This window comes from Streptomyces sp. NBC_00385, from assembly GCF_035917155.1.
GTDB classification, from domain to species: Bacteria; Actinomycetota; Actinomycetes; order Streptomycetales; family Streptomycetaceae; genus Streptomyces; species Streptomyces poriferorum.
This window is the reverse complement of the sequence record NZ_CP107951.1, coordinates 6,116,708-6,140,140: the sequence shown is the minus strand read 5'-3', so window position 1 is coordinate 6,140,140 and position 23,433 is coordinate 6,116,708. Positions and strand designations below refer to the sequence as shown.

Sequence of the window (23,433 nt, the reverse complement as noted above, 5' to 3'; positions counted from 1 at the left end):
GGTCACACCGCGGCGCCGGTGTCCTCGCGCGGCCCCGCGGGGGCGGCCTCGGGGGCCCGGCCGGCCGGGGGCACCGTGGGGCGGGCGGCCTGCCCGCCGTCGGGCTCCGCGGCCGCGCGGCGGCGCGCCGCCCAGGCGGTCGCCACGAGTGCGAGCGCGACCGTCCCGGCGAGCGCGGGCCAGTACACGTAACGGTAGTTGGACTCGGGAGCCGTCGGCAGGTACGCGAGGACGTAGAGGAGGGAACTGGCCCCCAGGAGTCGCAGTTCCCGGCTCCAGGGGCCGGCCCACCGGCGGCGCAGCACGAGCACCAGCGAGACGGCGAGCCAGAACCAGCCCTGGAAGAGCATCGGCAGGTCGCGGGCGGCCCCGGTCACGTAGTTCCGCAGGGCGAATCGCAGCGTGTCGTTCAGCGGCTGCTCGCGCACCTCGGGGTGCAGGCGGGCGCCCGCGTTGACACGGGTGCCGTCCCAGAAGGTCTGGTTGCTCCGGAAGAGCAGCTTGGTGAAGACCCGGGTCCGGTACTCCGCGTAACCCTTCCAGTGCTTGGGCATCTGCTGCGTCCACATCCGGACGAGGACGTCGGCGCGCCGGTCCAGATACGTCACGTCGAACGGCCGGCTCTGCGGGAAGCACTGCAGGTAACCGTCGGAGGTGATGCCGCGCTGCCGGCAGGTGGTGGCGGCGGTGACGAGGCGGTCGCGCAGGTCCGCGTCCGCACCGGCCCGGTCGGCGGCGGTGCGCACCTGGTCCGGGGTGAGGACGTGGATGAGGTCGTCCACCGGGATCACCGCGTACACGCGGGTGGTCAACGGGTGGGTGGCCGCGTTCACGGCCATGCTGCCGGCCATCACCACCGCGACGAAGACACCGGTGGCGGCCAGCCAGCGGCGCCGGCCCGGGGCCGGCCATGCCGCGAGGACCAGCAGGGCGAAGACGGGGATCGTGGCGGGGATGCCGTTCTTGCGGACGAGGGCGGCGTACGTGAGGAACAGCAGGCCCAGCACCAGCAGGGCCCAGCGGGTCCTCACCCGGTCCCGGGGCAGCTCGCGCACGGTGAGCGCGATCGCGAAGACGGCCAGGAGCGCGTACGCCAGGTGCACGTCCTTCCACACCACGCCGGTGAGGTTCATGATGTGCGGTGCGAAGCCGACGGCCAGCACCGCGAGGGAGAGTCCGCGACTGCCGGTCCCCTTCCACACCAGCCGGGCGAGGACCCACAGCGTGCCCCACAGCACAGCGGTCTGCAGGGCGGCCATGACCGAGAAGTCCCCGGTGATCCCGATGAGGATCCGCCACGCGAGGGCCATGACCGGTGGGTGCCAGTCGTTCACCGGCTCGTCCCCCAGCGCCTGCCACAGCTGGGTGTTGCTGTCCGCGCTGAGGTAGCCGGGGTGGAAGACGGTCGCCACGCCGTAACCGCAGGCCGCCGCGACGGCCGCCAGGCACCAGGGCCACAGCGTGCCGTCCCTCCAGGCTCCGCGCAGCACGACAGTCCACCGGCGATCAGTTCCGGACATGTGGGCGAGGCCCTCCCAGCCGATGGTGACGGGTCGCGTCGCCGCTCGGCTGCGGGCCGGGAGGCAGCAGTCGAGGGACGGCACGGCGGGAATCTATAGGTACCGGACTCTCAGGACAAACCGGAATGATTAGCCACCCGCGCGCGATACCGGCGCACCCGGAACACCACGGTCCGTTCGCCCGGCCCACTCCGGGTGACGGTGAGAGCGCACGCGCAACCGCCCCATCGGGGTCGGTAGTCTTCGTGTTCGACCCCGATAACCTGTACGTCATCTGGAGTTCCCCGCATGCCTCGTTTCAGTGTTGTGATCCCCGTGTTCAAGGTCCAGGGATACCTCCACGAGTGCCTGGACTCCGTCCTCGGGCAGTCGTTCCAGGACATCGAGGTGATCGCCGTCGACGACTGCTCGCCGGACTCCTGCGGCGACATCATCGACGAGTACGCCGCCCGTGACGCACGTGTCCAGGCCGTGCACCTGCCCCAGAACGTGGGGCTGGGCCGGGCGCGCAACGCCGGACTCCAGCGCGCGACGGGCGACTACGTCCTCTTCCTCGACAGTGACGACAGCTACACCCCCGGCCTGCTGCAGGCGCTGGCCGCCCGGCTCGACGCGGTCGGGGACCTGGACATCCTCGTCTTCGACCACGTCCGCACGTTCTGGCACGGCAGGGGCGGCCCGAGCCAGTCCACGGAGCTGTTCGAGCGGGCGGGCACGGACGTCTTCCGACTCCAGGACCGGCCCGAGTACATCCATCTCTTCCTGGTGGCCTGGAACAAGGCGTTCCGCCGCGAGTTCTTCCTGGAGCAGGGTTTCCAGTACGCGCCCGGCCTGTACGAGGACGCTCCGGTCACCCAGATGGCGATGGTCACGGCCGAGCGCATCGGCTGTCTGAACAGGGTCGGCGTCGAATACCGCCAGCGCCGCCACGGCGCGATCACGAAGACGCCGGGCCGCAAGCACTTCGACATCTTCGAGCAGTACGAGGGCCTGTTCGCCTTCCTCGACGAACGCCCCGAACTGGCCTGGTCCAAGCCGATGCTGTTCGAGCGTGCCATTCACCACATGCTGTTCTCGCTCAAGCGCTCCGAGCGTGTCAGGCCCGCCGACCGCAAGGACTACTTCGGCCGCACCGCGGACTTCTACGCCGCCCACATCCCCGCCGGCTTCACCCTGCCCGGCGGAACGATGGGGGTGCACATGCGCGCCCTGGCCAAGCGGTCCTTCCGCACCTATCAGGCGACGGAGTTCGCCGCCCGGGTCAAGCGGGCCGGACCGAGGAAGGTCCTCGGGGCCACCAGCCGGGTCGGCAAGCACGCGGCCACGAGCCTGTCCACCTTCCAGCGCCGGCGCCCGCTGGATCCGCACCTCGCCGTCTACACCTCGTACGACGGCCTGCTGCCCTCGTGCAACCCGGCCGCGGTCTTCGACAAGGCCAAGGAGCTGGCGCCGCAGGTGCACGGCGTCTGGGTGGTCCGTGAGGATCTCGCCGGCCAGGTGCCCGCCGGCATCGACTACGTCGTGCCCGGCTCGCGCCGCTACGGGGAGGTGACGGCCCGCGCCACGTACTTCGTCAGCAACGCCGCCTTCCCGGACGACATCGCCAAGCGCCCCGGGCAGGTGTATCTGCAGACGCACCACGGCACGCCGCTCAAGCGCATGGGCATGGACCAGCAGGCGTATCCCGCCGCCGCCCAGGGCATGGACTTCGGCCGTCTGCTGGAGCAGGTGAACCGCTGGGACCTCAGCGTCTCCTCCAACCGGCACTCCACGGAGCAGTGGGAGCGCGTGTACCCCGGCACGTTCGAGTCTCTCGACGCGGGCTACCCGCGCAATGACCGCTTCTTCACCTCGACCGCCGAGGACGTCGCCGCCATCCGCGACCGGCTGGGCATCGCGCCGGGCAGGACCGCGCTGCTGTACGCGCCGACCCACCGCGAACACCACAAGGAGTGGACCCCCACGTTCGACCTGGCGCGCGTGACCAAGGCCCTGGGCGACGACTTCGTCCTGCTGGTCCGCACCCACCACCTGGACCGGGCGAACCCGCAGCTGAGCGACCTCGCCGAACAGGGCAGCGTCATCGATGTGTCCGGTCACCCGTCCGTCGAGGACCTCTGCCTGGCGGCGGACGCGCTCATCGCGGACTACTCGTCCCTCATCTTCGACTACGCCAACCTCGACCGCCCGATCGTCATCGACGCCTCCGACTGGAAGGTCTACAACGCGGTCCGCGGTGTCACGTTCGACCTGGTCTCCGGCCGGCCGGGCGACACCCCCGGAACCGTCGCGACCACGGAGGACGAACTCATCGACGCCTTCCGCAGCGGCCGTTGGCGCGACGCGGAGGCCACCGCGCTGCGCGGCGCGTTCCGTGAGCGCTTCTGCCCGTACGACGACGGTCACGCCGCCGAGCGCGTCGTACGCCGCTTCTTCCTCGGCGAGGACCCCGCCCCGGCGATCGTCCCGCCGGCGCGGCGGACCCCGGCGCCCGAGCCGTCCCGGGGCTGACGCGCCGCGGGTGGTCGGGGGGTCAGTCCTTGCGTCCGGTGACGGCCACGGTGACGCCGAGGCCGATCATCGTGACGCCGCCGATTCCGCCGACGAGTGAGAGGCGCCGGGGCGAGCGGGCGAACCAGTCCCGGCCGGTCGCCGCGAGCAGGCCCCACAGGCTGTCCGAGGCCAACGCGATGATGTTGAAGACCAGCCCGAGCACCAGCATCTGCACCGCGATGTGTCCCTGGGCGCGGTCGACGAACTGCGGCAGCACGGCGGCGAAGAACACCATGGTCTTGGGGTTGGCCACACCGACGGCCAACCCGTCCCAGAACGTGCGCAGTCCTCCCTGCGCGGCCTTCTCCTCGCCGGTGAACGCGGCCCGCAGGGAACCTCGTTGCCGCCACGCCTTGACGCCCAGATACACCAGGTAGGCGGCACCGGCCAGTTTCAGCACCGTGAAGACGAGGACGGAACGCTCGACGATCGACCCGACTCCGAGGGCCACGGCGAAGACGAGCAGGAACGCGCCCGTCGTGTTGCCCACGACCGTCGTCAGCGCCGCGCGCCGGCCCTGCGCCAGCGCCCGCCCGATCACGAAAAGCACGCTGGGCCCCGGGATCACGATCAGCAGGAACGACATCGCCGCGAAGGCGAGCAAACGGTCGGTGGACACCATGGGGCTCATGCAAGCACGGCCTCCGGTCGGTCCTCATCCCCTTTTTCCGCGTACGGGCGTGCTGTCGCCGAGGGACGGACGAGGCGGATCAGGGCGACTTCGGCCACACGTAGAGCCTGCCGCTCACCGATACGTCGTCGAATGTCCCACCGTCCATGTGCTCGATCAGGGCCATGGAGACGGCGCCTCGGTCTGTTACGGAGCACACGGCCGCGCCTTCGACGAAACCCCGGGCTTCGCTCTCGCTTCCATCGGAGAGCTGAAGGCCTCCGAAACCGGTCCCGGACGCGGCCTTGCAGGACTCGAAGGTCTTGGGCATGCCGGTCTGCAGGAGTCCCACGCGGGTGTTGGGCAGGGCGCGCAGTTGATAGTCGCCGAAGTCGTCGATGCAGCTTTCGGACGGCCAGTAGAGGAGTTCCGCTCCGCGGGGGTCCTTCACCACGCCGTCGCCGGATTCCACCCGGCTCATGCCGTCGTCGAGGTCGACGATCTGCTGTTCGGAGTGTTCGCAGGAACCCGGCGCGAGGCCCCACATGGTCTCGGTCGCCTCTGCGTACCCGGCCGGCGCCGTGAGGTCGACATCCGAGGTGGCCGAAGGGCTCGCGGACACCGTGTCACTCGAAGTCGCCGTGGGCGACTCGCTCTCCCCCCAGGCTTGGTCCGGGCTCGGCAGTGTGCTCGGTCTGGTTCGCGCGCTGCTGGAGGCCGGGGCGGGTGCCGGGGCAGGAGCCGAGACGGGCTCCGGGTCGTTGCTGAAGATCACCGTCGCCAGGATGCCGGCCAGCGGAATGGCGATCCCGCCGACCCACCATGCCCACCGGGGAGGATCCGTCCGCGGTGGATGAGGCGGAGAAGGAGGAGGGGTAGGGGGCGGGCCCGGTGGCCGGGACGGAGGAGGCGGAGGGAATCCCCCCGGACCTGTTGTCATGCCCGCCCCGCCCTTTCAACCAGACTGATTCTTAAGCCGGTTGTAGTTTAACGATCACTCCTCGAAAGAGCCATGCGCGTTTCGGCGCCTCCGTGGGCGGCCCCGGCAGCGGCCACAGAGGGCCATGCCGTCGGATGCCGGGGCCGCCCACACCGAGGGGCCCCGGGACCCGCCCGGTAGAGTGGGCTGGTCGTCATCATGTCCGTTCAGGGGGAAGCCGGTGCGAATCCGGCGCTGACCCGCAGCCGTGACCGCCCAGCCGGGCGGGAGTCGGAATGCCCTGTCCGTGTCGTGACCGGCTCGTGCCGTCGGGACCCCCCGGTGGCCGGCACCGTCGAGGTATACGGAGCCGGAGCCTGGTGCCTGTGTGTGCCTGTGCCCGGTTCCCCCAGGAGAGGCCCCGCCCGCCATGACCGTACGCCGCAGCGCAGCCGCGCTCGCCGCCACCGCCACCGTGCTCTGTGTGGCCGCAGCCCCGGCCGCAGTCGCCGCGCCGTCCCCCTCCCCCTCGCCGTCCGTGTCTCTGCCCTCGGGGCTGTACGGCACGAAGGACCCGACGTACGACGGGGTGTGGCGGCAGTCGCTGGCCTTCGCCTCGCAGCGGGCCGTGGGTGTTTCGCCCGCCGACGAGGCCGTCGACTGGCTGATCGGCCAGCAGTGCGACAGCGGGGCGTTCCCCGCGTACCGGCCGGACCCGACCGTGCGCTGCGACGCCAAGACCATGGTCGACACCAATGCGACGGCTGCCGCCGTGCAGGCGCTGCACGAGGTCCGCGGGCACGAGGATCTCGTGCAGCACGGGGCCTCCTGGCTGAAGTCCGTGCAGAACAAGGACGGCGGCTGGGGCTACACCGCCGGCAGCCCGAGTGACGCGAACTCCACCTCGATCGTGATCGGCGCCCTCGCCCGGGCCGGCGAGAAGCTCGACGATGTGACGAACAGCGAGGGCAGGACGCCGTACGACGCGCTGCTCACCTTCGCCATTCCCTGCGGCGGCAAGGACGGCGGCGCGTTCGCGTACCAGCCCGACAAGGCCGGCAAGCTCGTCGCCAACGGCGACGCCACCGCGGCCGCCGTGCTCGGATCGCTCGGCAAGGGGCTCGTCGTCGGCAACAACGCCGCGGTGAAGGACCCCACCTGCACCGGGGGTGACACCGTCAAGCCCGAGCAGGCCGCCCAGAACGGCGCCTACTACCTCGCCGGGGCCCTCAAGAAGACCGGCCACCTCGACTCGCCGCCGATGCCCGGCGCCGAGGACAGCGCCCCGCAGCCCGACTTCGGCAACACCGCCGACGCGGTCGTCGCCCTGTCCGCGGCCGGCCACAAGGACAAGGCCGCCGCGTCCGTGAAGTGGCTCGAGAAGAACTCCGCGGACTGGGCGAAGGAGAACGGCCCCGCCGCCTACGCGCAGCTCGTCATGGCCGCCCACGCCACCGGCACCGACGTCCACGACTTCGGCGGCGCCGACCTCGTCGCCCAGCTGAACGCGACGGGTCCCGCGCCCTCCACCGACAAGAAGCCGACGGCGAGCGCCACCGAGGAGGAGAAGAAGGACAGCGGCGACGGGGACGGCATCGGCGGTGTCTGGTGGTTCGTCGGGATCGGACTCGCCGTCGGCGCCGGCGCCGGGTTCCTGATCAGCGGCCGCCGCAAGAACCAGCAGCTGTGAGGAGCCGTCGGGCGGCCTCGGGCCGGAAGAGCGCACGCGCCGGACGGGCCACCGTACTGCTGGTGGTCCTGGGCGCCGTCCTGGCCGTGCTCGGTACGGGCACGGCCCAGGCGGCGGGCTACCGCTACTGGTCGTTCTGGGAGGGCTCCGGCAGCGGGTGGGCGTATGCCACCCAGGGGCCGTCGCTGGTCCGGCCGGACGACGGTTCGGTGCAGGGCTTCCGGTTCGCCGTGAGCGCGGACTCGCAGGACGCGGCCAAGCCGCGCCACGCCCCCGACTTCGCGAAGATCTGCGCGGACACGCCCGCCGAGGACGGCCGCAAGCGGGTCGCTCTCGTCATCGATCCCGGTACGGCCGCCGACGCCCCGGACGGGGAGACTCCCCCCGCTCCGCGGACCGCGTGCGCGCAGGTCCCGGAGGACGCGAGCAGCGCGGAGGCCCTCGCCTCCGTGGCCAAGCCGCTGCGGTACGGCAGCGACGCGCTGCTCTGCGCGATCTCCGGCTATCCGGACTCCGGCTGCGGTGAGCAGGTGTCCCAGGACTCGGGTGGCGGCAGGACCGCCACGGCCGACGCCTCCGCGCCCACGTCGGCCGGTGTCACCACCGGCGGCGACGGTGCGGACGGCGGCGGGCCGTCCGCCGGGGTCCTCGTCGGGGTCGGCGCCGTCCTGCTCGTCGGCATCGCCGCAGTCGCGCAGGCCCGCCGCCGCCGCGGATGACCGGCTCGACGAGCGGTGCGCCTGCGGATACCGCGGGCGCACCGGTGGACCGGGTCCGTGCCTGGCGCGCGCCCGCAGCCACCCGGAGCAACGCACTGCCCGCAGGCGCCTGGTGGCTGTGGGCGCTCGGGCTCGCGACCGCCGCGTCCCGTACCACCAACCCGCTGCTGCTCGGCCTGCTGGTCGGCGTGGCGGGGTACGTCGTGGCCGCGCGCCGCACGGACGCTCCGTGGGCCCGCTCCTACGGGGCGTTCATCAGGATCGGGCTGTTCGTCATCGGTGTACGGCTGCTCTTCTCCGCCTTCCTCGGCTCCCCGATCCCCGGCACGCATGTCGTGTTCACGCTGCCCGAGGTGCCGCTGCCGGAGTGGGCGAAGGGCGTCCGCATCGGCGGCCGGGTCACCGCCGAGCAGTTGCTGTTCGCCCTGTACGACGGGGCGAAGCTGGCCGCTCTGCTGATCTGTGTCGGCGCGGCGAACTCCCTCGCGAACCCGGCCCGGCTGCTGAAGTCGCTGCCCGGGGCGCTGTACGAGGCCGGGGTCGCCGTCGTCGTCGCGATGACGTTCGCGCCGAACATGGTCGCCGACGTGATGCGGCTGCGCACCGCCCGGCGGCTGCGCGGCCGGCCGACCGGCGGGGTGCGGGCCGTCCTGCAGATCGGGCTGCCGGTGCTGGAGGGTGCGCTGGAGCGGTCGGTCGCGGTGGCGGCCTCGATGGACGCCCGCGGCTACGGTCGCACCGCACAGGTCCCGGCCGCCGTCCGGCACACCACGAACGTCCTCACGCTCGGCGGCCTCCTGGGCGTCTGCGCCGGTACGTACGGGCTGCTCGCCGCTGAGGGCGCGGTGTACGGGCTGCCGCTGCTGATCGCCGGGCTCGTCGCGGCGATGGCCGGGCTGCGGCTCGGCGGGGCGCGTTCGGTACGGACCCGCTACCGGCCCGACCGGTGGGGGGTGCGGGCCTGGCTGGTCGCGGGGTCCGGTGCGGCGGTCGCGGTGGCGATGATCTGGGCGGGCAGTGCGGATCCGGCGGCGCTGCACCCCGGTGTCGTACCGCTGACCGCGCCCGTGCTGCCGCTGTGGCCGGCCGCCGCGGTGCTGATCGGGCTGCTGCCGGCGGTGGTCGCGCCCGTCCCGCCCACTCCCACGGGCTCGCCCGTCCCGCCTTCCCCCACAGGCTTCGAGGAGCAGGTGTGATCCGGTTCGACGATGTTTCGGTGCAGTACGAGGGCGTGGACCGCCCCACCCTGTCGGGCGTCGACCTGACCGTTCCCGAGGGTGAGCTGGTGCTGCTCGTCGGGCCGTCCGGGGTCGGCAAGTCGACTTTGCTGGGTGCGGTGTCGGGGCTCGTGCCGCACTTCACCGGCGGCCGGCTGACCGGGCGGGTCACCGTCGGCGGTCGGGACACCCGCACCCACAAGCCCCGTGAGCTCGCCGACCTGGTCGGCACCGTGGGCCAGGACCCGCTCTCCCACTTCGTGACGGACACGGTCGAGGACGAGCTGGCGTACGGCATGGAGTCGCTCGGCCTCGCCCCCGACGTGATGCGGCGACGGGTCGAGGAGACCCTGGATCTGCTGGGGCTCGCCGGGCTGCGCGACCGGCCGATCGCCACCCTGTCCGGGGGCCAGCAGCAGCGCGTCGCGATCGGTTCGGTCCTGACGCCGCACCCCCGCGTCCTGGTGCTGGACGAGCCCACGTCCGCGCTGGACCCGGCGGCGGCGGAGGAGGTCCTCGCGGTGCTGCAGCGGCTGGTCCACGACCTCGGGACGACGGTCCTGATGGCGGAGCACCGGCTGGAGCGCGTGGTCCAGTACGCGGACCAGGTCGTCCTGCTGCCGACGCCGGGCGCCGCCCCGGTGATGGGGGCGCCCGCCGAGGTGATGGCCGTCTCTCCGGTGCATCCGCCGGTGGTGGCGCTGGGGCGGCTGGCCGGCTGGGAGCCGCTGCCGCTGTCGGTCCGCGACGCCCGGCGGCGGGCCGCGGGGATGCGGGAGCGGCTGGAGGGTGTGGCGCCCGGGCCGGTCGGCGGTGGCGGAACCGGGAAGCTTCCCCCGCCGGCGCCCGCTCACCACCCCGCGCCGCGGCGCTCCGCTCTGGCCCGGCTGTTCGCCCGGCCTCCGCAGGAGGCACCCGAGCCCGTCACCGACGCCACCACCCGGGTCGAGCGTCTCGGGGTGCGGCGCGGGCGCGTCGAGGCGCTGCGCCGGGTGACGCTCACCGTCGCGCCCGGGGAGACCGTCGCCCTGATGGGCCGCAACGGCGCGGGCAAGTCCACCCTGCTCTCCGCCCTCGTCGGCATGGTCGAGCCGACGTCCGGCACCGTGCTCGTCGGCGGCCGTACCCCGCACCGGACACCGCCGCGCGAGATGGTGCGCCGCGTCGGCCTCGTACCGCAGGAGCCGCGCGACCTGCTGTACGCGGACACCGTCGCCGCCGAGTGCGCCGCGGCCGACGCCGATGCGGGCGCCGCTCCTGGCAGCTGCCGGGCGCTGGTCTCCGAGCTGCTGCCCGGTGTGGCGGACGCCACCCATCCCCGTGATCTGTCCGAGGGGCAGCGGCTCGCCCTGGCGCTCGCGCTGGTGCTCACCGCCCGTCCCCCGCTGCTGCTGTTGGACGAACCGACCCGTGGTCTGGACTACGCGGCGAAGGCCCGGCTCGTCGGGGTGCTGCGCACGCTGGCGGCCGAGGGCCATGCGATCGTCCTGGCCACCCATGACGTGGAGCTGGCCGCCGAGCTGGCCCACCGGGTGGTGATCCTCGCCGACGGGGAGGTCGTGGCGGACGGACCGACCCGGGAGGTGGTGGTGTCCTCGCCCGCGTTCGCCCCGCAGACCGCCAAGATCCTCGCCCCGCAGGAGTGGCTCACCGTGTCGCAGGTGCGCGAGGCGCTGGGAGGTGTCGGGTGACCGGTACGACAGGGCGCGGTGCGCGGCCGGTGCGGCTCGGGCCGCGGGCGGTCGCCGCGCTGGTGCTGATCAGCGCGATCGGGGTGGGGGCCTTCGGCTGGCCGCTGCTGGCCGGGCCCGATTCCGGGCTGGCGCACTCCCAGGACGCGCCGTGGCTGTTCGCCGCGCTGCTTCCGCTGCTGGTCGGGGTGGTGGTCGCGATGATCGCGGACTCCGGGCTCGACGCGAAGGCGGTCGCGATGCTGGGGGTGCTGGCCGCGGTGGGGGCCGCGCTGCGCCCGCTGGGGGCCGGTACGGCCGGTCTGGAGCCGATGTTCTTCCTGATGGTGCTGAGCGGGCGGGTGCTCGGGCCGGGCTTCGGCTTCGTGCTGGGCTCGGTGACGATGTTCGCCTCCGCGCTGCTGACCGGCGGGGTGGGCCCGTGGATGCCCTTCCAGATGCTGTCGATGGGCTGGTTCGCGATGGGCGCCGGGATGCTGCCGGGACCGGACCGGCTGCGCGGGCGCGCGGAGCTGCTGATGCTCGCCGCTTACGGGGCGGTGGCCTCGTTCGCGTACGGGACGGTCATGAACCTCTACGGATGGACGATCGTGCCGGGGCTCGGCTCGGGCATCTCCTTCCGGCCCGGCGACGCGCTGGGCGACAACCTGGTGCGCTTCCTCGCCTACTGCACGGCCACCTCGCTGGGCTGGGACCTGGGCCGGGCCGTGCTCACCGTCGTCCTGACACTGACCGTCGGAAACGCGCTCCTGAAGGCGCTGCGACGGGCCACGAGGCGGGCCGCCTTCGAGGCCCAGGTCACATTCGGGGGTCCCGGGGAGTGAGGGCACCCACAGGACCTTGGTCCTGTACGAAGCGGCTTAGGAGTCTCACAGGGCGGTCGCCGGACCCCGTTCCACCCGCTCCGACCTGCTATCGAGCGGTTTGAGGTGGTTCGGGACCTTCGGCCCCGGGTGCGAGGCGGGGTCGTACCGGGGGTCGTTGCGGTCGCCGAACGGCGCGGCTAACACTTGAGACGTCGCCGAGCACCGCAGCGTCCACCGGAACGGACAGCGGTCAACGCGCAACGGTCCACGCAGGATTCGGACCGGAGCACGCGACTCCCCCGTACCCGACGTTAGGTTCCCTGTGTCGTTCGCCCGTAACATCCTCGCCCGTCGCAAGTCCGCCGTCGCCGGTGCAGCAGTGCTGCTGGGTGCCTCCGGTGTGGCCCTGGGCGTCTCCCCGGCCATGGCGGCCACCACCGCCGCGCCGACGTCCGCTGCCGCGAGTGCTCAGGACACGGCGAAGCAGATGATCGGTGACGACGCGCAGTTCCAGTGCTTCAGCAACATCGTCAGCCACGAGAGCGGCTGGAACCCGAGCGCGACCAACGCCTCCTCCGGTGCCTACGGCCTGGTCCAGGCGCTGCCCGGCTCGAAGATGGCGTCCGCCGGCTCCGACTGGCAGACCAACCCCACCACCCAGATCAAGTGGGGCATGGACTACATGAACTCCCGCTACGGCAGCCCCTGTGGTGCCTGGTCCTTCTGGCAGGCCAACAACTGGTACTGAGTCCACCCGGACCGGAGCCAGTAGCGACGAAGAGCCCCCGTACACCGCACCCGCGGTGTACGGGGGCTCTTCGTCATACGCTCGACCAGCCCCTGGGCCATCCGGCGGCCTGTCCGAAAGATGTTGGGGACCCGTTGTCGCGCCTGCGTCCCCCCATTAACGTGCGCCCCGCAGAATCCGGTTCACATCTGACGCACCATCCGTGGCGACGACCAAGGAGTGCTCGTGACGCAGTTGTCGAGACGTACGCTACTGACCTCGGCCGGAGCGGTGGGCATGTCCGCCGCCCTCGGCACGCGGATCCCGGCGGTGGCCGAGCCGGCCCGGGCGGCGGCGGCGACCGCGGCCGCGCGGGCGGCCCTGGGGCGCCTGGTGGGCGGGCACGCCGACCAGTTCCGGCTCACCCTCCTCGATCCGGCGGACGGCGGCGACCGCTTCCGGGTCGGCGGTTCGCGTGGGCGCGTCGAGGTCGCCGGGACCAGTCCGGCGGTGATCCTGACCGGGGTGCACTGGTACCTGAAGTACGTGTGCGACGCGGTGATCTCCTGGGCCGGCAGCCAACTCGGCCTGCCTGCCGTGCTGCCCGCGCCCCGGCAGCCGCTGGAACGCGCGGCGACGGTCCCGCACCGGTTCGCCTTCAACGACACGTACGACGGGTACACGGCCCCGTACGCCGACTGGGCACGCTGGGAGCGGACGCTCGACGTGCTGGCCCTGCACGGCTGCAACGAGATCTTCCTGACCGTGGGTCAGGAGGCGGTGTACCACCGCATGCTGCAGGAGTTCGGCTACAGCGACGCGGAGGCCAGGGCCTGGATCCCGGCGCCGACCCACCAGCCGTGGTGGCTGCTGCAGAACATGAGCGGGTACGGGGGCCCGGTCGGACCGGAGCTCATCGCCCGGCGGGCCGCGCTGGGCCGGCGGGCCGCCGACCGGATGCGCGAGCTCGGCATGTCCCCGGTCCTGCCCGGGTACTTCGGTACGGTCCCGGGCGAGTTCGCCGACCGCAACCCCGGCGCCTCCGTCGTCCCGCAGGGCCTCTGGTCCGGGTTCCGGCGCCCGGACTGGCTGGACCCGCGCACCGACACCTTCGCCCGGGTCGCCGAGTCCTTCTACCGGCACCAGCGGGTGCTGTTCGACGACGTGCCCTCGTACAAGATGGACATCCTCCACGAGGGAGGCAGCGCGGGCGGGGTGGACATCCCCGAGGCGGCGCGCGGGATCGAGCGCGCGTTGCAGACCGCCCGGCCCGGCGCCACCTGGGTGATCATGGGCTGGACCGGCAACCCGCGCCCCGAGATGCTGGCCGCGCTCGACAAGACGCATGTCCTGGTCGTGGACGGCCGTTCCGAGCTGGACGAGTCGACGGACCGCGAGAAGGAGTGGGGGAACACCCCGTACGCCTTCGGCGCGATCCCGAACTTCGGCGGCCGGACCACGCTGGGCGCGATGGCTCCGTCCTGGACGCAGAAGTTCCCGGCCTGGCGGGACAAGGAGGGCAGCGCCCTGACCGGCACCGCCTATCTGCCGGAGTCCACCGACCGTGATCCGGCCGCCTTCGAGCTGTTCACCGAGCTGGCCTGGCGCGAGGAGACCGTCGACCGGGCCGAGTGGTTCGCACGGTACGCGCAGTTCCGCTACGGCGGCCGGGACGGGCAGGCCACGGCGGCCTTCGCCGCGCTGCGTGACACCGCGTACGACGTCCAGAGCAGCGACGGCCGCCCGCACGACTCCCTGTTCGCGGCCCGACCCGATCTGGCGGCGGTCAACGCCACGTACTGGGGGACCACCCAGCTGTCGTTCGACTCGGCGGGCTTCGACCGCGCGTTCGCCGGCCTGCTCGCGGTACGGGAACCGCTGCGCCGGTCGGAGGCGTACCGCTTCGACCTGACCGACTTCGCCCGCCAGGCACTCGCCAACCGCTCCCGGCAACTGCTGCCGCAACTGCGCGCCGCCTACGACCGCAAGGACCGGGACGCGTTCGCCGCGCTGTCCTCGCTGTGGCTGAAACTGATGCGGCTGAGCGACGAAATGACCGGCGGCCACCGGGCGTTCATGCTCGGCCCGTGGCTGGACGAGGCACGGCGGTACGCCTCCTCGCCCGCCGAGGCGGATCAGCTGGAACACACGGCCCGCGCTCTGATCACCACCTGGGCGGACCGTCCCGCCGCGGACGTGGGGAAACTGGCCAACTACGCCAACCGTGACTGGCAGGGCCTGATCGGCGACTTCCATCTGCCGCAGTGGCAGAGCTATCTGGACGAGATGGCGGACGCACTCGCCCATGACCGGACACCGAGGACCTTCGACTGGTACGCCGTCGAGGAACCGTGGACGCACGAGAACAAGGCGTACCCGCTGCGGGAGCTGAACGCGAGCGCCGTGCACCGCGCCGCGCGCCGGGTGTACGAGACGCTGTCCACCGCCCCCTACCAGGGCACGGTCACCGTCGAGGCCGACCGGGCCACCGTGGAGCCGGGCGGCTCGGCGGTCGTCGAGGCCGGCTTCCGCAACGTCAACGGGCTGCGGCCGACCGGCCCCGTCCGCTTCGCCCTCGCCGTTCCCGGCCTGGAGAGCGAGGCGCAGGGTCCCGTCGAGCAGGCCGGTGTGGAAGCGGGCGGCAGCACCGGGGCGAGCTGGCGGGTCACCGCGCCGCCGGCCGCGCCGAAGGACCCGCTGGAGCCGCATCCGTTCGAGCTGCGCACGGAGTACGGGCCGCGCGGGGAACGACCGGTCACGGCGGTGGTCCAGGGGCGGATCTACGTGGCGGGGCCGCTCGGCGCGGGCTGGCTGACGCACAACGCGAACGACGCGTCGTTCGGCCAGGCCGCCGGCCGCTTCGCCATCGACGGGGCGGGGAGCGACCTGTGGGGCTCGACCGCCCAGTTCGGGACGGTGTACAGGGCGGCGGCGTTCATGGACGGCGGGTGCGCGACCGTACGCGTGGACTCCCAGGAGAACACCGGCAACTGGGCGCGGGCCGGGATCGTCGTCCGCAACGCGATGGCGACGACCGGGTCCAGGGGTTTCCTGAACCTGGCCCTGACCCCGGCCAACGGGGTCGTGCTCTCGTACGACGCGAACGGCGACGGCACGCTGGAGAAGCGGGACTCGCTCCCGGGCGTCACCGGGCCGGTACTGCTGCGGCTGACCCGGGCCGGCGCCTCGTACACGGGCTCCTGCTCGACGGACGGCGGGAGGACCTGGCGGACCCTGGGCGCGGCGACGGTACCGGGGGCGGCGGCCGTCCAGGACGTCGGGTTCTTCATGACGGCGGCGAACGGCGGGTCCGGCCGTCGGGGCCGGGCGGACTTCAGCGGCTGGTCGCTGGAGGGCTGACCCGGTGGCGGGGGCCGCTTCGGTCGCGGCCCCCGCAAGCCGGACAGCCCTCAGAGGCGCTGGATGATCGTGCCGGTCGCCAGCGCGCCGCCCGCGCACATGGTGATCAGCGCGAACTCCTTGTCCCGGCGCTCCAGTTCGTGCAGGGCCGTGGTGATCAGCCGGGCTCCGGTGGAGCCGACCGGGTGCCCGAGGGCGATCGCCCCGCCGTTGACGTTGACCTTCGACAGGTCCTGGTCGAAGACCTGCGCCCAGCTCAGCACCACGGACGCGAAGGCCTCGTTGATCTCCACGATGTCGATGTCCTTGAGCGACATCCCGGCCTTGCCGAGCACCGCGCGGGTCGCGTCGACGGGACCGTCGAGGTGGAAGTGCGGGTCGGAGCCGACCAGCGCCTGGGCGACGATCCGGGCCCGCGGCTTGAGCTTCAGGGCCCGCGCCATCCGCTTGGACGCCCACATGATCGCGCAGGCGCCGTCGGATATCTGCGAGGAGTTGCCCGCGGTGTGGATGGCGGTGGGCATCACGGGCTTGAGCCGGGCGAGTCCCTCCATCGTGGTGTCGCGCAGCCCCTCGTCACGGTCGACGAGCCGCCACATGCCCTGACCGGCGGCCTGTTCGGCCTCGGTGGTGGGCACCTGGACCGCGTACGTCTCCCGTTTGAAACGCTCCTCGGCCCAGGCGGCGGCTGCCCGCTCCTGGGAGATGAGGCCGAGCGCGTCGACGTTCTCCCGGGTGAGCCCGCGCTTGCGGGCGATGCGCTCGGCGGCCTCGAACTGGTTGGGCAGGTCGACGTTCCACTCGTCGGGCCACGGCTTGCCCGGCCCGTGCTTGGAGCCACTGCCCAGCGGTACGCGCGACATCGCCTCGACCCCGCAGCTGATCCCGACGTCGATCACCCCGGCCGCGACCATGTTGGCGACCATGTGGGAGGCCTGCTGCGAGGAACCGCACTGACAGTCCACGGTCGTCGCGGCGGTCTCGTACGGAAGTCCCACGGTGAGCCAGGCGTTGCGCGCGGGGTTCATGGACTGTTCGCCGGCGTGGGTGACGGTGCCCCCGACGATCTGTTCGACGCAGTCGGCGTGGATGCCGGTCCGGCCGAGAAGTTCACGGTAGGTCTCACCCAGCAGGTAGGCCGGGTGGAGATTGGCGAGCGCGCCTCCGCGCTTGCCGATGGGAGTGCGTACGGCTTCGACGATGACGGGTTCCGCGGCCATGAGCTCGTCCTCTCCTCGCACTTCCGCAGAGGCGTCCCGGCGCCCACGGAAGGAACTAGTACGCGTTCTAGTTCTTCATGCAGTCTTATGAGGCTTACCCCCGGTACGCAAGAGTCGTGCACGCACCTTGCCCGGCATTCACGACCGGCACCCATGGCAAACCGGCCTGATTCACCGATGCTTCACGCAACAGATCCGGCCATGCCCCTTGTCAGTTGTAGAACTCGTTACTACCTTGCGGGCAACTTCTGATGGGTCGTCAGACAACGTTCCGGCGCCTCTCGGACCGACCTGGAGTTCTTGACCTGGAGCTGCCGATGCCCTGCCCCCATCTGCCCGAAGGGTTCGACTTCACCGATCCCGACCTGCTCCACGCCCGGGTCCCGCACCCGGAGTTCACTCTCATGCGGGAGACGGCACCGGTCTGGTGGTGCACCCAGCCCACCGGCATTTCCGGTTTCGACGACTCGGGTTACTGGGTCGTCACCCGGCACACGGACGTCAAGTACGTCTCGACCCATCCCGAACTGTTCTCGTCGAACACCAACACCGCGGTGATCCGCTTCAACGAGTCGATCAGCCGGGACCAGATCGACGTCCAGAAGCTGATCATGCTGAACATGGACCCGCCCGAGCACACCCGGGTCCGCCAGATCGTCCAGCGCGGCTTCACCCCCCGCGCCATCCGGTCCCTGGAGGAGACGCTGCGCAACCGGGCACGCTCCATCGTCGAGACGGCGCTGGCCGGGGCCGACGACGACGGCTCGTTCGACTTCGTCACCAACATCGCCGTGGAGCTGCCGCTCCAGGCCATCGCCGAGCTCATCGGCGTACCGCAGGAGGACCGGGCCCGGATCTTCGACTGGTCGAACAAGATGGCCTCGTACGACGATCCGGAGTACGCGATCACCGAGGAGATCGGCGCCGAGGCGGCCATGGAGATCGTCTCCTACTCGATGAACCTCGCGGCGGCGCGCAAGGAGTGCCCGGCCAAGGACATCGTGTCGCAACTGGTCGCCGCCGAGGGCGAGGGCAACCTCTCCTCCGACGAGTTCGGCTTCTTCGTGATCCTGCTCGCCGTGGCCGGAAACGAGACCACGCGCAACGCCATCAGCCACGGCATGCACGCCTTCCTGACCCACCCCGAGCAGTGGGAGCTCTACAAGCGGGAGCGGCCGGAGACCACCGCGGAGGAGATCGTCCGCTGGGCGACACCCGTGGTCTCCTTCCAGCGGACCGCCACCCAGGACGTCGAACTGGGCGGCCAGCAGATCAAGAAGGGCGACCGGGTCGGCCTGTTCTACTCCTCGGCCAACAACGACCCCGAAGTGTTCGAGAACCCGGAGCGGTTCGACATCTCCCGCGACCCGAACCCGCACCTCGGCTTCGGCGGCGGCGGTCCGCACTTCTGCCTGGGCAAGTCCCTGGCCGTGATGGAGATCAACCTGATCTTCAACGCGATCGCGGACGTACTGCCGGACCTGCGGCTGACCGGCGACCCGCGGCGGCTGCGGTCCGCCTGGCTCAACGGCATCAAACAGCTCCAGGTGAGCACGACGTCTGCCTGAGCCACTTGATCCTCGTACCCCTGACCGTTGCACGGTCAGGGGTACGAGGATCATGGCGGCCATGCATGCGCTGCTCTCCGGCTTCGCCCCCATCTGGATCCTGACCGGCATCGGGTACGCGGCCGGTCGCGGCGGACTCCTCGGGGAGCAGGCGGAGTCGGTGCTCGGCCGGTTCGTCTTCCATGTGGCCATGCCCGCCGCCCTGTTCACCATGGTGTCCGGGTCCCGGCCGGCCGCCTTCGCCCATCCGTCGATGGTGGCCTTCGCCGCGGGCACGGCACTGGTGTCGGCGCTGGGATACGCGGTGAGCCGGCGCTTCTTCGGCCGCGAACGGGCCGAGGCGGCGGTCGGCGGCATGGCCTCGGGCTACGTCAACTCCGCCAATCTGGGCATCCCGGTGGCGGTGCACGTCCTCGGCGACGCCTCGTTCGTCGCCCAGGTCATCCTGTTCCAGGTGCTGTTCGTCTCGCCCGTGGTCCTGACGCTGCTCGACTCGGGCACGCGGGGCGGCGGGGCGGCCGTCGGCGGGCTGCGCCGGATGCTCACGATGCCGGTGCGCAATCCGGTCATCATGGCCTCGCTGCTCGGGGTGGCCGTCTCCGCGGCGGGGTGGCAGCCGCCTGCCGCCGTCACCCACTCGTGCGACGTGCTCGGGGCCGCGGCCGTGCCGACGGCACTGATCACGCTGGGCCTGTCCCTGTGCGGCGGCCCGGGCGGCCGGAAGGACCGGGGCGCGGGCGACGGGGCCGGGCGGGTCACGGGGCGTACGGAGGCCGCCGGTGTCACGGCCGCAGGGCGTACGGAGGCCGGTGCCGCGACAGCCGGGCGGCCGGAGGTCGGTGTCACGGCCGCAGGGCGTACGGGGGTCGGTGTCGCGATAGCCGGGCGTACGGAGGTCGGTGTCGCGGTCGCGCTCAAGACGGTGGTCCAGCCCCTGGTCGCCTTCCTCGTCGCCGGTCCGCTCCTGGGCCTGCCGGACCACCAGGTGCTGGCCGTGGTGCTCTGCTCGGCGCTGCCGACGGCGCAGAACGCCTATCTCTACGCCCGTGAGTACGGCCTGGACACCGGCCTCGCCCGCCATTGCGTGGTGGCCTCCACCGTGGTGTCGATGGGCACGCTGTCCTTCGGCGCCTGGGTGCTGGGGCCGTCCCGCTGACCCGTTGGAGTGGCGGGGCCCGCCGGACGGGCGGATGCTGGGTGGGCGACGATCCACATGCCGAAGGGGTGCCGGGCGTTTTTGCCGTCCGGCACCCCTTCGGCCACGCCCCGTCGTCAGGCGCTCTCGGTGACCCGCCCTCGCCCGACGGGTTTGGACAACGTCGTCGTCACGGTCCCGCCCCCCGGCTCTTCGGCTCCCGGCTCCTCGCCCCCCGGTTCCCGCAGCCTGCGCGGCCCGGAGAGCGCGTACGTGAGGCCGAAGCCGAGGGCCACCACCGCCGCCCCGCCGACCGCGTCGAGCACCCAGTGGTTGCCGGTCGCGACGATCGTCGAGACCGTGAACAACGGGTGCAGCACACCCAGCGCCTTCATCCAGATCTTCGGGGCCAGCATCACGATCACCACACCGCACCACAGGGACCAGCCGAAGTGCAGCGAGGGCATCGCCGCGTACTGGTTGGTCACCCCGGTCAGCGTGCCGTAGTCGGGCTTCGCGAAGTCCTGGACGCCGTGGACGGTGTCGATGAAGCCGAGCCCCGGCATCAGCCGCGGCGGGGCCAGCGGATAGAGCCAGAAACCGACCAGGGCCAGCAGCGTGGCGAAGCCGATGGAGCTGCGGACCCAGCGGTAGTCCGCGGGCCGGCGCACGTACAGCACGCCCAGGATGGCCAGCGGCACGATGAAGTGGAACGTCGAGTAGTAGTAGTCGAAGAAGTCCCGCAGCCAGCCGACCCTGACGACCGAGTGGTTGACCCAGTGCTCGATGTCGATGTGCAGCCACTGTTCGATCGAGTGGATCTGCCGGCCGTGGTGCTCAGCGGTCGCACGGCCGGCCGTCGCGGCCAGCCTGACCTGCTGGTACGCGGAGTACACGACCCTGATCAGCAGGAGTTCGAGCAGCAGGTTCGGCCGGCTGAGCACCCGCCGCCAGAACGGCACCAGCGGCACCCTGCTCCAGCGGGAGGCGACCGGGGCGGCGTACGCCGTGGGGACCGGATGCTGCCAGTACGGCGAGGTACGCGGCAGGAACGGGGCGACGCACGCGGCGGCGAGCGCGGCGATCAGCAGCACGTTGTCGCGGACCGGGAAGACCGCCTCGATGTTCGGCAGCAGCATCTTGCCCGGCAGCGTGACGACGAGGATCACGACGGCCGGCCACACCAGCCGGTCGGAGGCCCGCTTGCCGACCCGGCCGACCACGGCGAGCAGCACCCACAGCAGCTGGTGCTGCCAGGCGGTGGGCGCCACGGCGACGCAGACGCAGCCGGTCACGGCCACGGCGAGCAGCAACTGGCCGTCGCGCGCGTACTGGGCGGCGCGGCGCAGGCCGAGGAAGCAGACGGCCGCGGCCAGCACGACGAAGAGGGCGATCTCCAGCGGGCCCTCCAGGCCCAGCCGGAGCAGCGCACCGTGCAGCGACTGGTTGGCGAGGCTGTCGGCCTGGTCGCCGAGCCCGGCGCCCGCGACATGGTGCACCCAGTACGTCCACGAGTCGTGCGGCATCGCGGCCCAGGCCAGTGCCGTGCAGGCGGCGAAGGCCGCGCCGCCGGTCAGCGCGGCTCTGCGTCTGCCGGTCAGCCAGAGCAGGGCGGCGAAGAGCAGCACGGTCGGCTGGAGTGCCGCCGCGATCCCGATCAGAACGCCGGAGGCCCGTTCGCCGCGGACCGCGAACAGGCCGACGAGGACGAGGAGGACCGGCAGGATGCTGGTCTGGCCCAGGTGGAGGGCGTTGCGCACCGGCAGCGAGACCATCAGCAGGCTGATGGCGACGGGGGCGGCCAGCAGGGCGGTGCGACGGCTGACGGGCGCGGGCAGGGCCCGCGCCGCGATGATGCCGAGGGCGGCGACGAGCAGCAGCGAGCCGAAGGTCCAGGCGACGCCGAGGCTCTGTTCGGCCGTGCGGGTCAGTGGCTTGAGCACCAGGCCGGCGAAGGGGGTGCCGGTGAACCGGTCGGTGTCGTACAGCGAACCCGTCACATGAAGCACACCGTTCTCACCGATCCAGGTCTCCAGATCGGTGAGGCGTTCGCCGGGTGGCTGGCGCACCACCACCGCCATCTGCCGCACGGCCAATGCGGCGACCACCAGCCAGAGCACGGCGCGGGCAGCCCCGGTCCTCGCTCCCGTAGCCGCGTCTGTGCGCACACTGTGCTCCGCGTTCGCCACGTTGCGCCGACCCTCCCAACGTTTGGTGCCGGTTCTCCGACCGGCATGCTGTGAAACCTTCGCATTGCCCTATCAGGTAGACACAATCACCCCCTCTTCACCTGACTGTCATCCCGCTTTTGTCCGAAAGAATGCCCGGGCGAGCGGTGTGGACCGGCCGGAACGGCCGGAACCGGCGGGGCCGCCCGCACGTCTGAGCCCCTGATCGATGACCACGGGGAGGACCACGGAGCATGCGGTGTGCGGGGAGAGATCAAGAGGTGCGGAGTCGGCCGCACGGGTGGGCGCTGCGTGCGCTGTCCCTGGTCCTGATGGTGTTCTCACTGCAACTGGGGTCGCTGATCGCGCCGGCGTACGCCTGTGGCTGCGGGGCGATGGTGGTGGACCGAACGGCCCGGGTGTCGGTCGACCGGGAGACCTCGGTCGTCGACTGGGACGGCCGCACCGAGCAGATCGTGATGCGGCTGACCGTGCGCGGGGACGCCCCCGAGGCCGCCTGGATCATGCCCGTGCCGAACCGGGCCACGGTCGAGCTCGGTGACGCCTCGCTCTTCTCCGAGCTCCAAACCCTCACGGCCCCGGTGAGCGCCACCCGGCACTACTTCTGGCCACGGGCGAAGGACTGGCCGTTCGGCGGTTCGGGCGGCAGGTCCGGTGACGGCGCCGCCGCCCCTTCGGCCGCCAAGCCGGTCGAGGTCGTCGGCCGGGAGCGGCTCGGGCCGTTCGACGTGGCCCGGCTGGCCGCGAACGATCCCGCCGCGCTGGAAGGCTGGCTGAAGGAGAACGGCTTCGAGCTGCCCGACCGGCTCGCGACGGCGCTGCGCCCCTATGTCGAGCAGAAGTGGGAGTACGTGGCCGTGCGCCTGGCTCCCCAGGAGTCCGGAAGCCCGCTGAGCGGCACGCTCGACCCGCTGCGGCTGCGTTTCGCCAGCGACCGGCTGGTCTACCCGATGCGCCTGTCCCGGCTCGCCGCGACGCCGCAGTCGCTCGGCCTGTACGTGCTCGCGGCGCACCGCATGGAGCCGCGGGGCGCGATCGGCGGGGGCCGGCCCGAGGTGACGTACGCGGGGCGGGTCGACGCCGGGCAGGCGCGGGAGGCGTACCCGGCGCTGGGTGCCCTGACGGGTGGCAGGCCGGTGTTCGTCACGGCGATCGACCAGTCGTTCCCGCGGCCGGAGCTGATCGACGGCGACCATGAGCTGCGGGCGGCCGGCGCGGACACCGCGTACCGGACCACGTACTACCGCGACGAGCTGCTGACCGTGGGCGGCGTACCGGCCTGGGTGCTGTCGCTGCTCGGCGGAGCGGTGGTGGTGGTCACGGCCCTGCTGCTGGTTCTGCGGGCCCGGCGTCGGCGTCCGGTGACACCGCCGCCGCCGGTCACCGTGCCACCGCCGCTGGTGTGAGCACCGGGCCGGCGAGGTGGGGACATCTGTACGCAGGGTGAATCGCGGGACAGCGGTCCTCGCGTCACCTCCGCGCACCAAATTCGTTTCCCCCTACAGCCGG

At 72.1% G+C, this 23,433-nt stretch carries 17 protein-coding genes and 1 riboswitch; of the genes, 12 read left to right on the top strand and 5 right to left on the bottom strand.

The window, feature by feature from the left end; translation table 11 throughout:
• Positions 1–2 precede the first annotated feature (2 nt).
• A complete protein-coding gene (locus OG959_RS27405; protein ID WP_326662668.1) occupies positions 3–1,604 on the bottom strand; it encodes a hypothetical protein in 1,602 nt (533 codons plus the stop codon).
• 204 nt (positions 1,605–1,808) lie between these two features.
• Between OG959_RS27405 and OG959_RS27400 the strand changes: the two genes are divergently transcribed.
• Positions 1,809–4,031: a bifunctional glycosyltransferase/CDP-glycerol:glycerophosphate glycerophosphotransferase gene (locus OG959_RS27400; protein WP_326662666.1), complete on the top strand. Its 2,223-nt coding sequence runs from the start codon at positions 1,809–1,811 to the stop codon at positions 4,029–4,031.
• Between the two features lie 22 nt (positions 4,032–4,053).
• Here OG959_RS27400 and OG959_RS27395 read toward each other — a convergent pair whose 3' ends face one another.
• Together OG959_RS27395 and OG959_RS27390 are read right to left on the bottom strand one after the other, a co-directional pair.
• Complete coding sequence (locus tag OG959_RS27395; protein WP_326662665.1) at positions 4,054–4,695, bottom strand: LysE family translocator; 642 nt, start codon at positions 4,693–4,695, stop codon at positions 4,054–4,056.
• 88 nt (positions 4,696–4,783) lie between these two features.
• The gene (locus OG959_RS27390) at positions 4,784–5,305 is read right to left on the bottom strand and encodes a hypothetical protein (protein WP_326662663.1); all 522 of its coding nucleotides are present in this window, start codon (positions 5,303–5,305) and stop codon (positions 4,784–4,786) included.
• A 1-nt stretch (position 5,306) separates the two neighbouring features.
• On the opposite strand from OG959_RS27390, the gene OG959_RS27385 reads away from it, so the two are divergent.
• The 8 genes from OG959_RS27385 (at position 5,307) to OG959_RS27350 (ending at position 15,812) form a co-directional block, all read left to right on the top strand.
• The gene (locus OG959_RS27385; RefSeq protein ID WP_326662661.1) at positions 5,307–5,540 is read left to right on the top strand and encodes a hypothetical protein; all 234 of its coding nucleotides are present in this window, start codon (positions 5,307–5,309) and stop codon (positions 5,538–5,540) included.
• Positions 5,541–5,796: 256 nt separating this feature from the next.
• Positions 5,797–5,918: riboswitch (cobalamin riboswitch) on the top strand.
• 114 nt (positions 5,919–6,032) lie between these two features.
• Positions 6,033–7,292, top strand: coding sequence for a prenyltransferase/squalene oxidase repeat-containing protein (locus OG959_RS27380; RefSeq protein WP_326662659.1), 1,260 nt, complete (start codon positions 6,033–6,035; stop codon positions 7,290–7,292).
• Between the two features lie 56 nt (positions 7,293–7,348).
• The gene (locus OG959_RS27375) at positions 7,349–8,011 is read left to right on the top strand and encodes an SCO2322 family protein (protein ID WP_326666636.1); all 663 of its coding nucleotides are present in this window, start codon (positions 7,349–7,351) and stop codon (positions 8,009–8,011) included.
• Positions 8,008–9,207 (top strand): energy-coupling factor transporter transmembrane component T, encoded by a 1,200-nt coding sequence (locus OG959_RS27370; RefSeq protein WP_326662657.1) that lies wholly within the window; start codon positions 8,008–8,010, stop codon positions 9,205–9,207. The genes OG959_RS27375 and OG959_RS27370 overlap by 4 nt, the downstream gene beginning before the upstream one ends.
• A complete protein-coding gene (locus tag OG959_RS27365; protein WP_326662655.1) occupies positions 9,204–10,919 on the top strand; it encodes an ABC transporter ATP-binding protein in 1,716 nt (571 codons plus the stop codon). Before OG959_RS27370 ends, OG959_RS27365 begins: the two co-directional genes overlap by 4 nt.
• Complete coding sequence (locus OG959_RS27360; RefSeq protein ID WP_326662653.1) at positions 10,916–11,743, top strand: ECF transporter S component; 828 nt, start codon at positions 10,916–10,918, stop codon at positions 11,741–11,743. The genes OG959_RS27365 and OG959_RS27360 overlap by 4 nt, the downstream gene beginning before the upstream one ends.
• Positions 11,744–12,047: 304 nt before the next feature.
• On the top strand, positions 12,048–12,473 hold the full coding sequence (locus tag OG959_RS27355) for a transglycosylase SLT domain-containing protein (protein ID WP_148017500.1): 426 nt from the start codon (positions 12,048–12,050) through the stop codon (positions 12,471–12,473).
• 225 nt (positions 12,474–12,698) lie between these two features.
• Positions 12,699–15,812 (top strand): alpha-N-acetylglucosaminidase, encoded by a 3,114-nt coding sequence (locus tag OG959_RS27350; protein WP_326662649.1) that lies wholly within the window; start codon positions 12,699–12,701, stop codon positions 15,810–15,812.
• A 50-nt stretch (positions 15,813–15,862) separates the two neighbouring features.
• Here OG959_RS27350 and OG959_RS27345 read toward each other — a convergent pair whose 3' ends face one another.
• The gene (locus OG959_RS27345) at positions 15,863–17,032 is read right to left on the bottom strand and encodes a steroid 3-ketoacyl-CoA thiolase (RefSeq protein ID WP_326662647.1); all 1,170 of its coding nucleotides are present in this window, start codon (positions 17,030–17,032) and stop codon (positions 15,863–15,865) included.
• Positions 17,033–17,349: 317 nt separating this feature from the next.
• On the opposite strand from OG959_RS27345, the gene OG959_RS27340 reads away from it, so the two are divergent.
• A complete protein-coding gene (locus tag OG959_RS27340) occupies positions 17,350–18,600 on the top strand; it encodes a cytochrome P450 (protein WP_326662645.1) in 1,251 nt (416 codons plus the stop codon).
• 52 nt (positions 18,601–18,652) lie between these two features.
• Positions 18,653–19,756: an AEC family transporter gene (locus OG959_RS27335; RefSeq protein WP_326662644.1), complete on the top strand. Its 1,104-nt coding sequence runs from the start codon at positions 18,653–18,655 to the stop codon at positions 19,754–19,756.
• 116 nt (positions 19,757–19,872) lie between these two features.
• On the opposite strand, the gene OG959_RS27330 is transcribed toward OG959_RS27335, so the two are convergent.
• Complete coding sequence (locus OG959_RS27330) at positions 19,873–21,903, bottom strand: bifunctional glycosyltransferase 87/phosphatase PAP2 family protein (protein WP_326662642.1); 2,031 nt, start codon at positions 21,901–21,903, stop codon at positions 19,873–19,875.
• 332 nt (positions 21,904–22,235) lie between these two features.
• On the opposite strand from OG959_RS27330, the gene OG959_RS27325 reads away from it, so the two are divergent.
• Positions 22,236–23,330, top strand: a complete 1,095-nt coding sequence (locus OG959_RS27325) for a DUF2330 domain-containing protein (RefSeq protein WP_326666634.1) — start codon at positions 22,236–22,238, stop codon at positions 23,328–23,330.
• Positions 23,331–23,433: the final 103 nt, after the last annotated feature.

What these genes read in the sequence shown, in the direction of transcription:
- OG959_RS27400 (WP_326662666.1), top strand. Translation starts at nt 1,809, where the DNA reads ATGCCTCGTTTCAGTGTTGTGATCCCCGTGTTCAAGGTCCAGGGATAC.
- OG959_RS27395 (WP_326662665.1), bottom strand. Translation starts at nt 4,695, where the DNA reads ATGGTGTCCACCGACCGTTTGCTCGCCTTCGCGGCGATGTCGTTCCTG.
- OG959_RS27380 (WP_326662659.1), top strand. Translation starts at nt 6,033, where the DNA reads ATGACCGTACGCCGCAGCGCAGCCGCGCTCGCCGCCACCGCCACCGTG.
- OG959_RS27370 (WP_326662657.1), top strand. Translation starts at nt 8,008, where the DNA reads ATGACCGGCTCGACGAGCGGTGCGCCTGCGGATACCGCGGGCGCACCG.
- OG959_RS27345 (WP_326662647.1), bottom strand. Translation starts at nt 17,032, where the DNA reads ATGGCCGCGGAACCCGTCATCGTCGAAGCCGTACGCACTCCCATCGGC.
- OG959_RS27340 (WP_326662645.1), top strand. Translation starts at nt 17,350, where the DNA reads ATGCCCTGCCCCCATCTGCCCGAAGGGTTCGACTTCACCGATCCCGAC.
- OG959_RS27335 (WP_326662644.1), top strand. Translation starts at nt 18,653, where the DNA reads ATGGCGGCCATGCATGCGCTGCTCTCCGGCTTCGCCCCCATCTGGATC.
- OG959_RS27325 (WP_326666634.1), top strand. Translation starts at nt 22,236, where the DNA reads ATGGTGTTCTCACTGCAACTGGGGTCGCTGATCGCGCCGGCGTACGCC.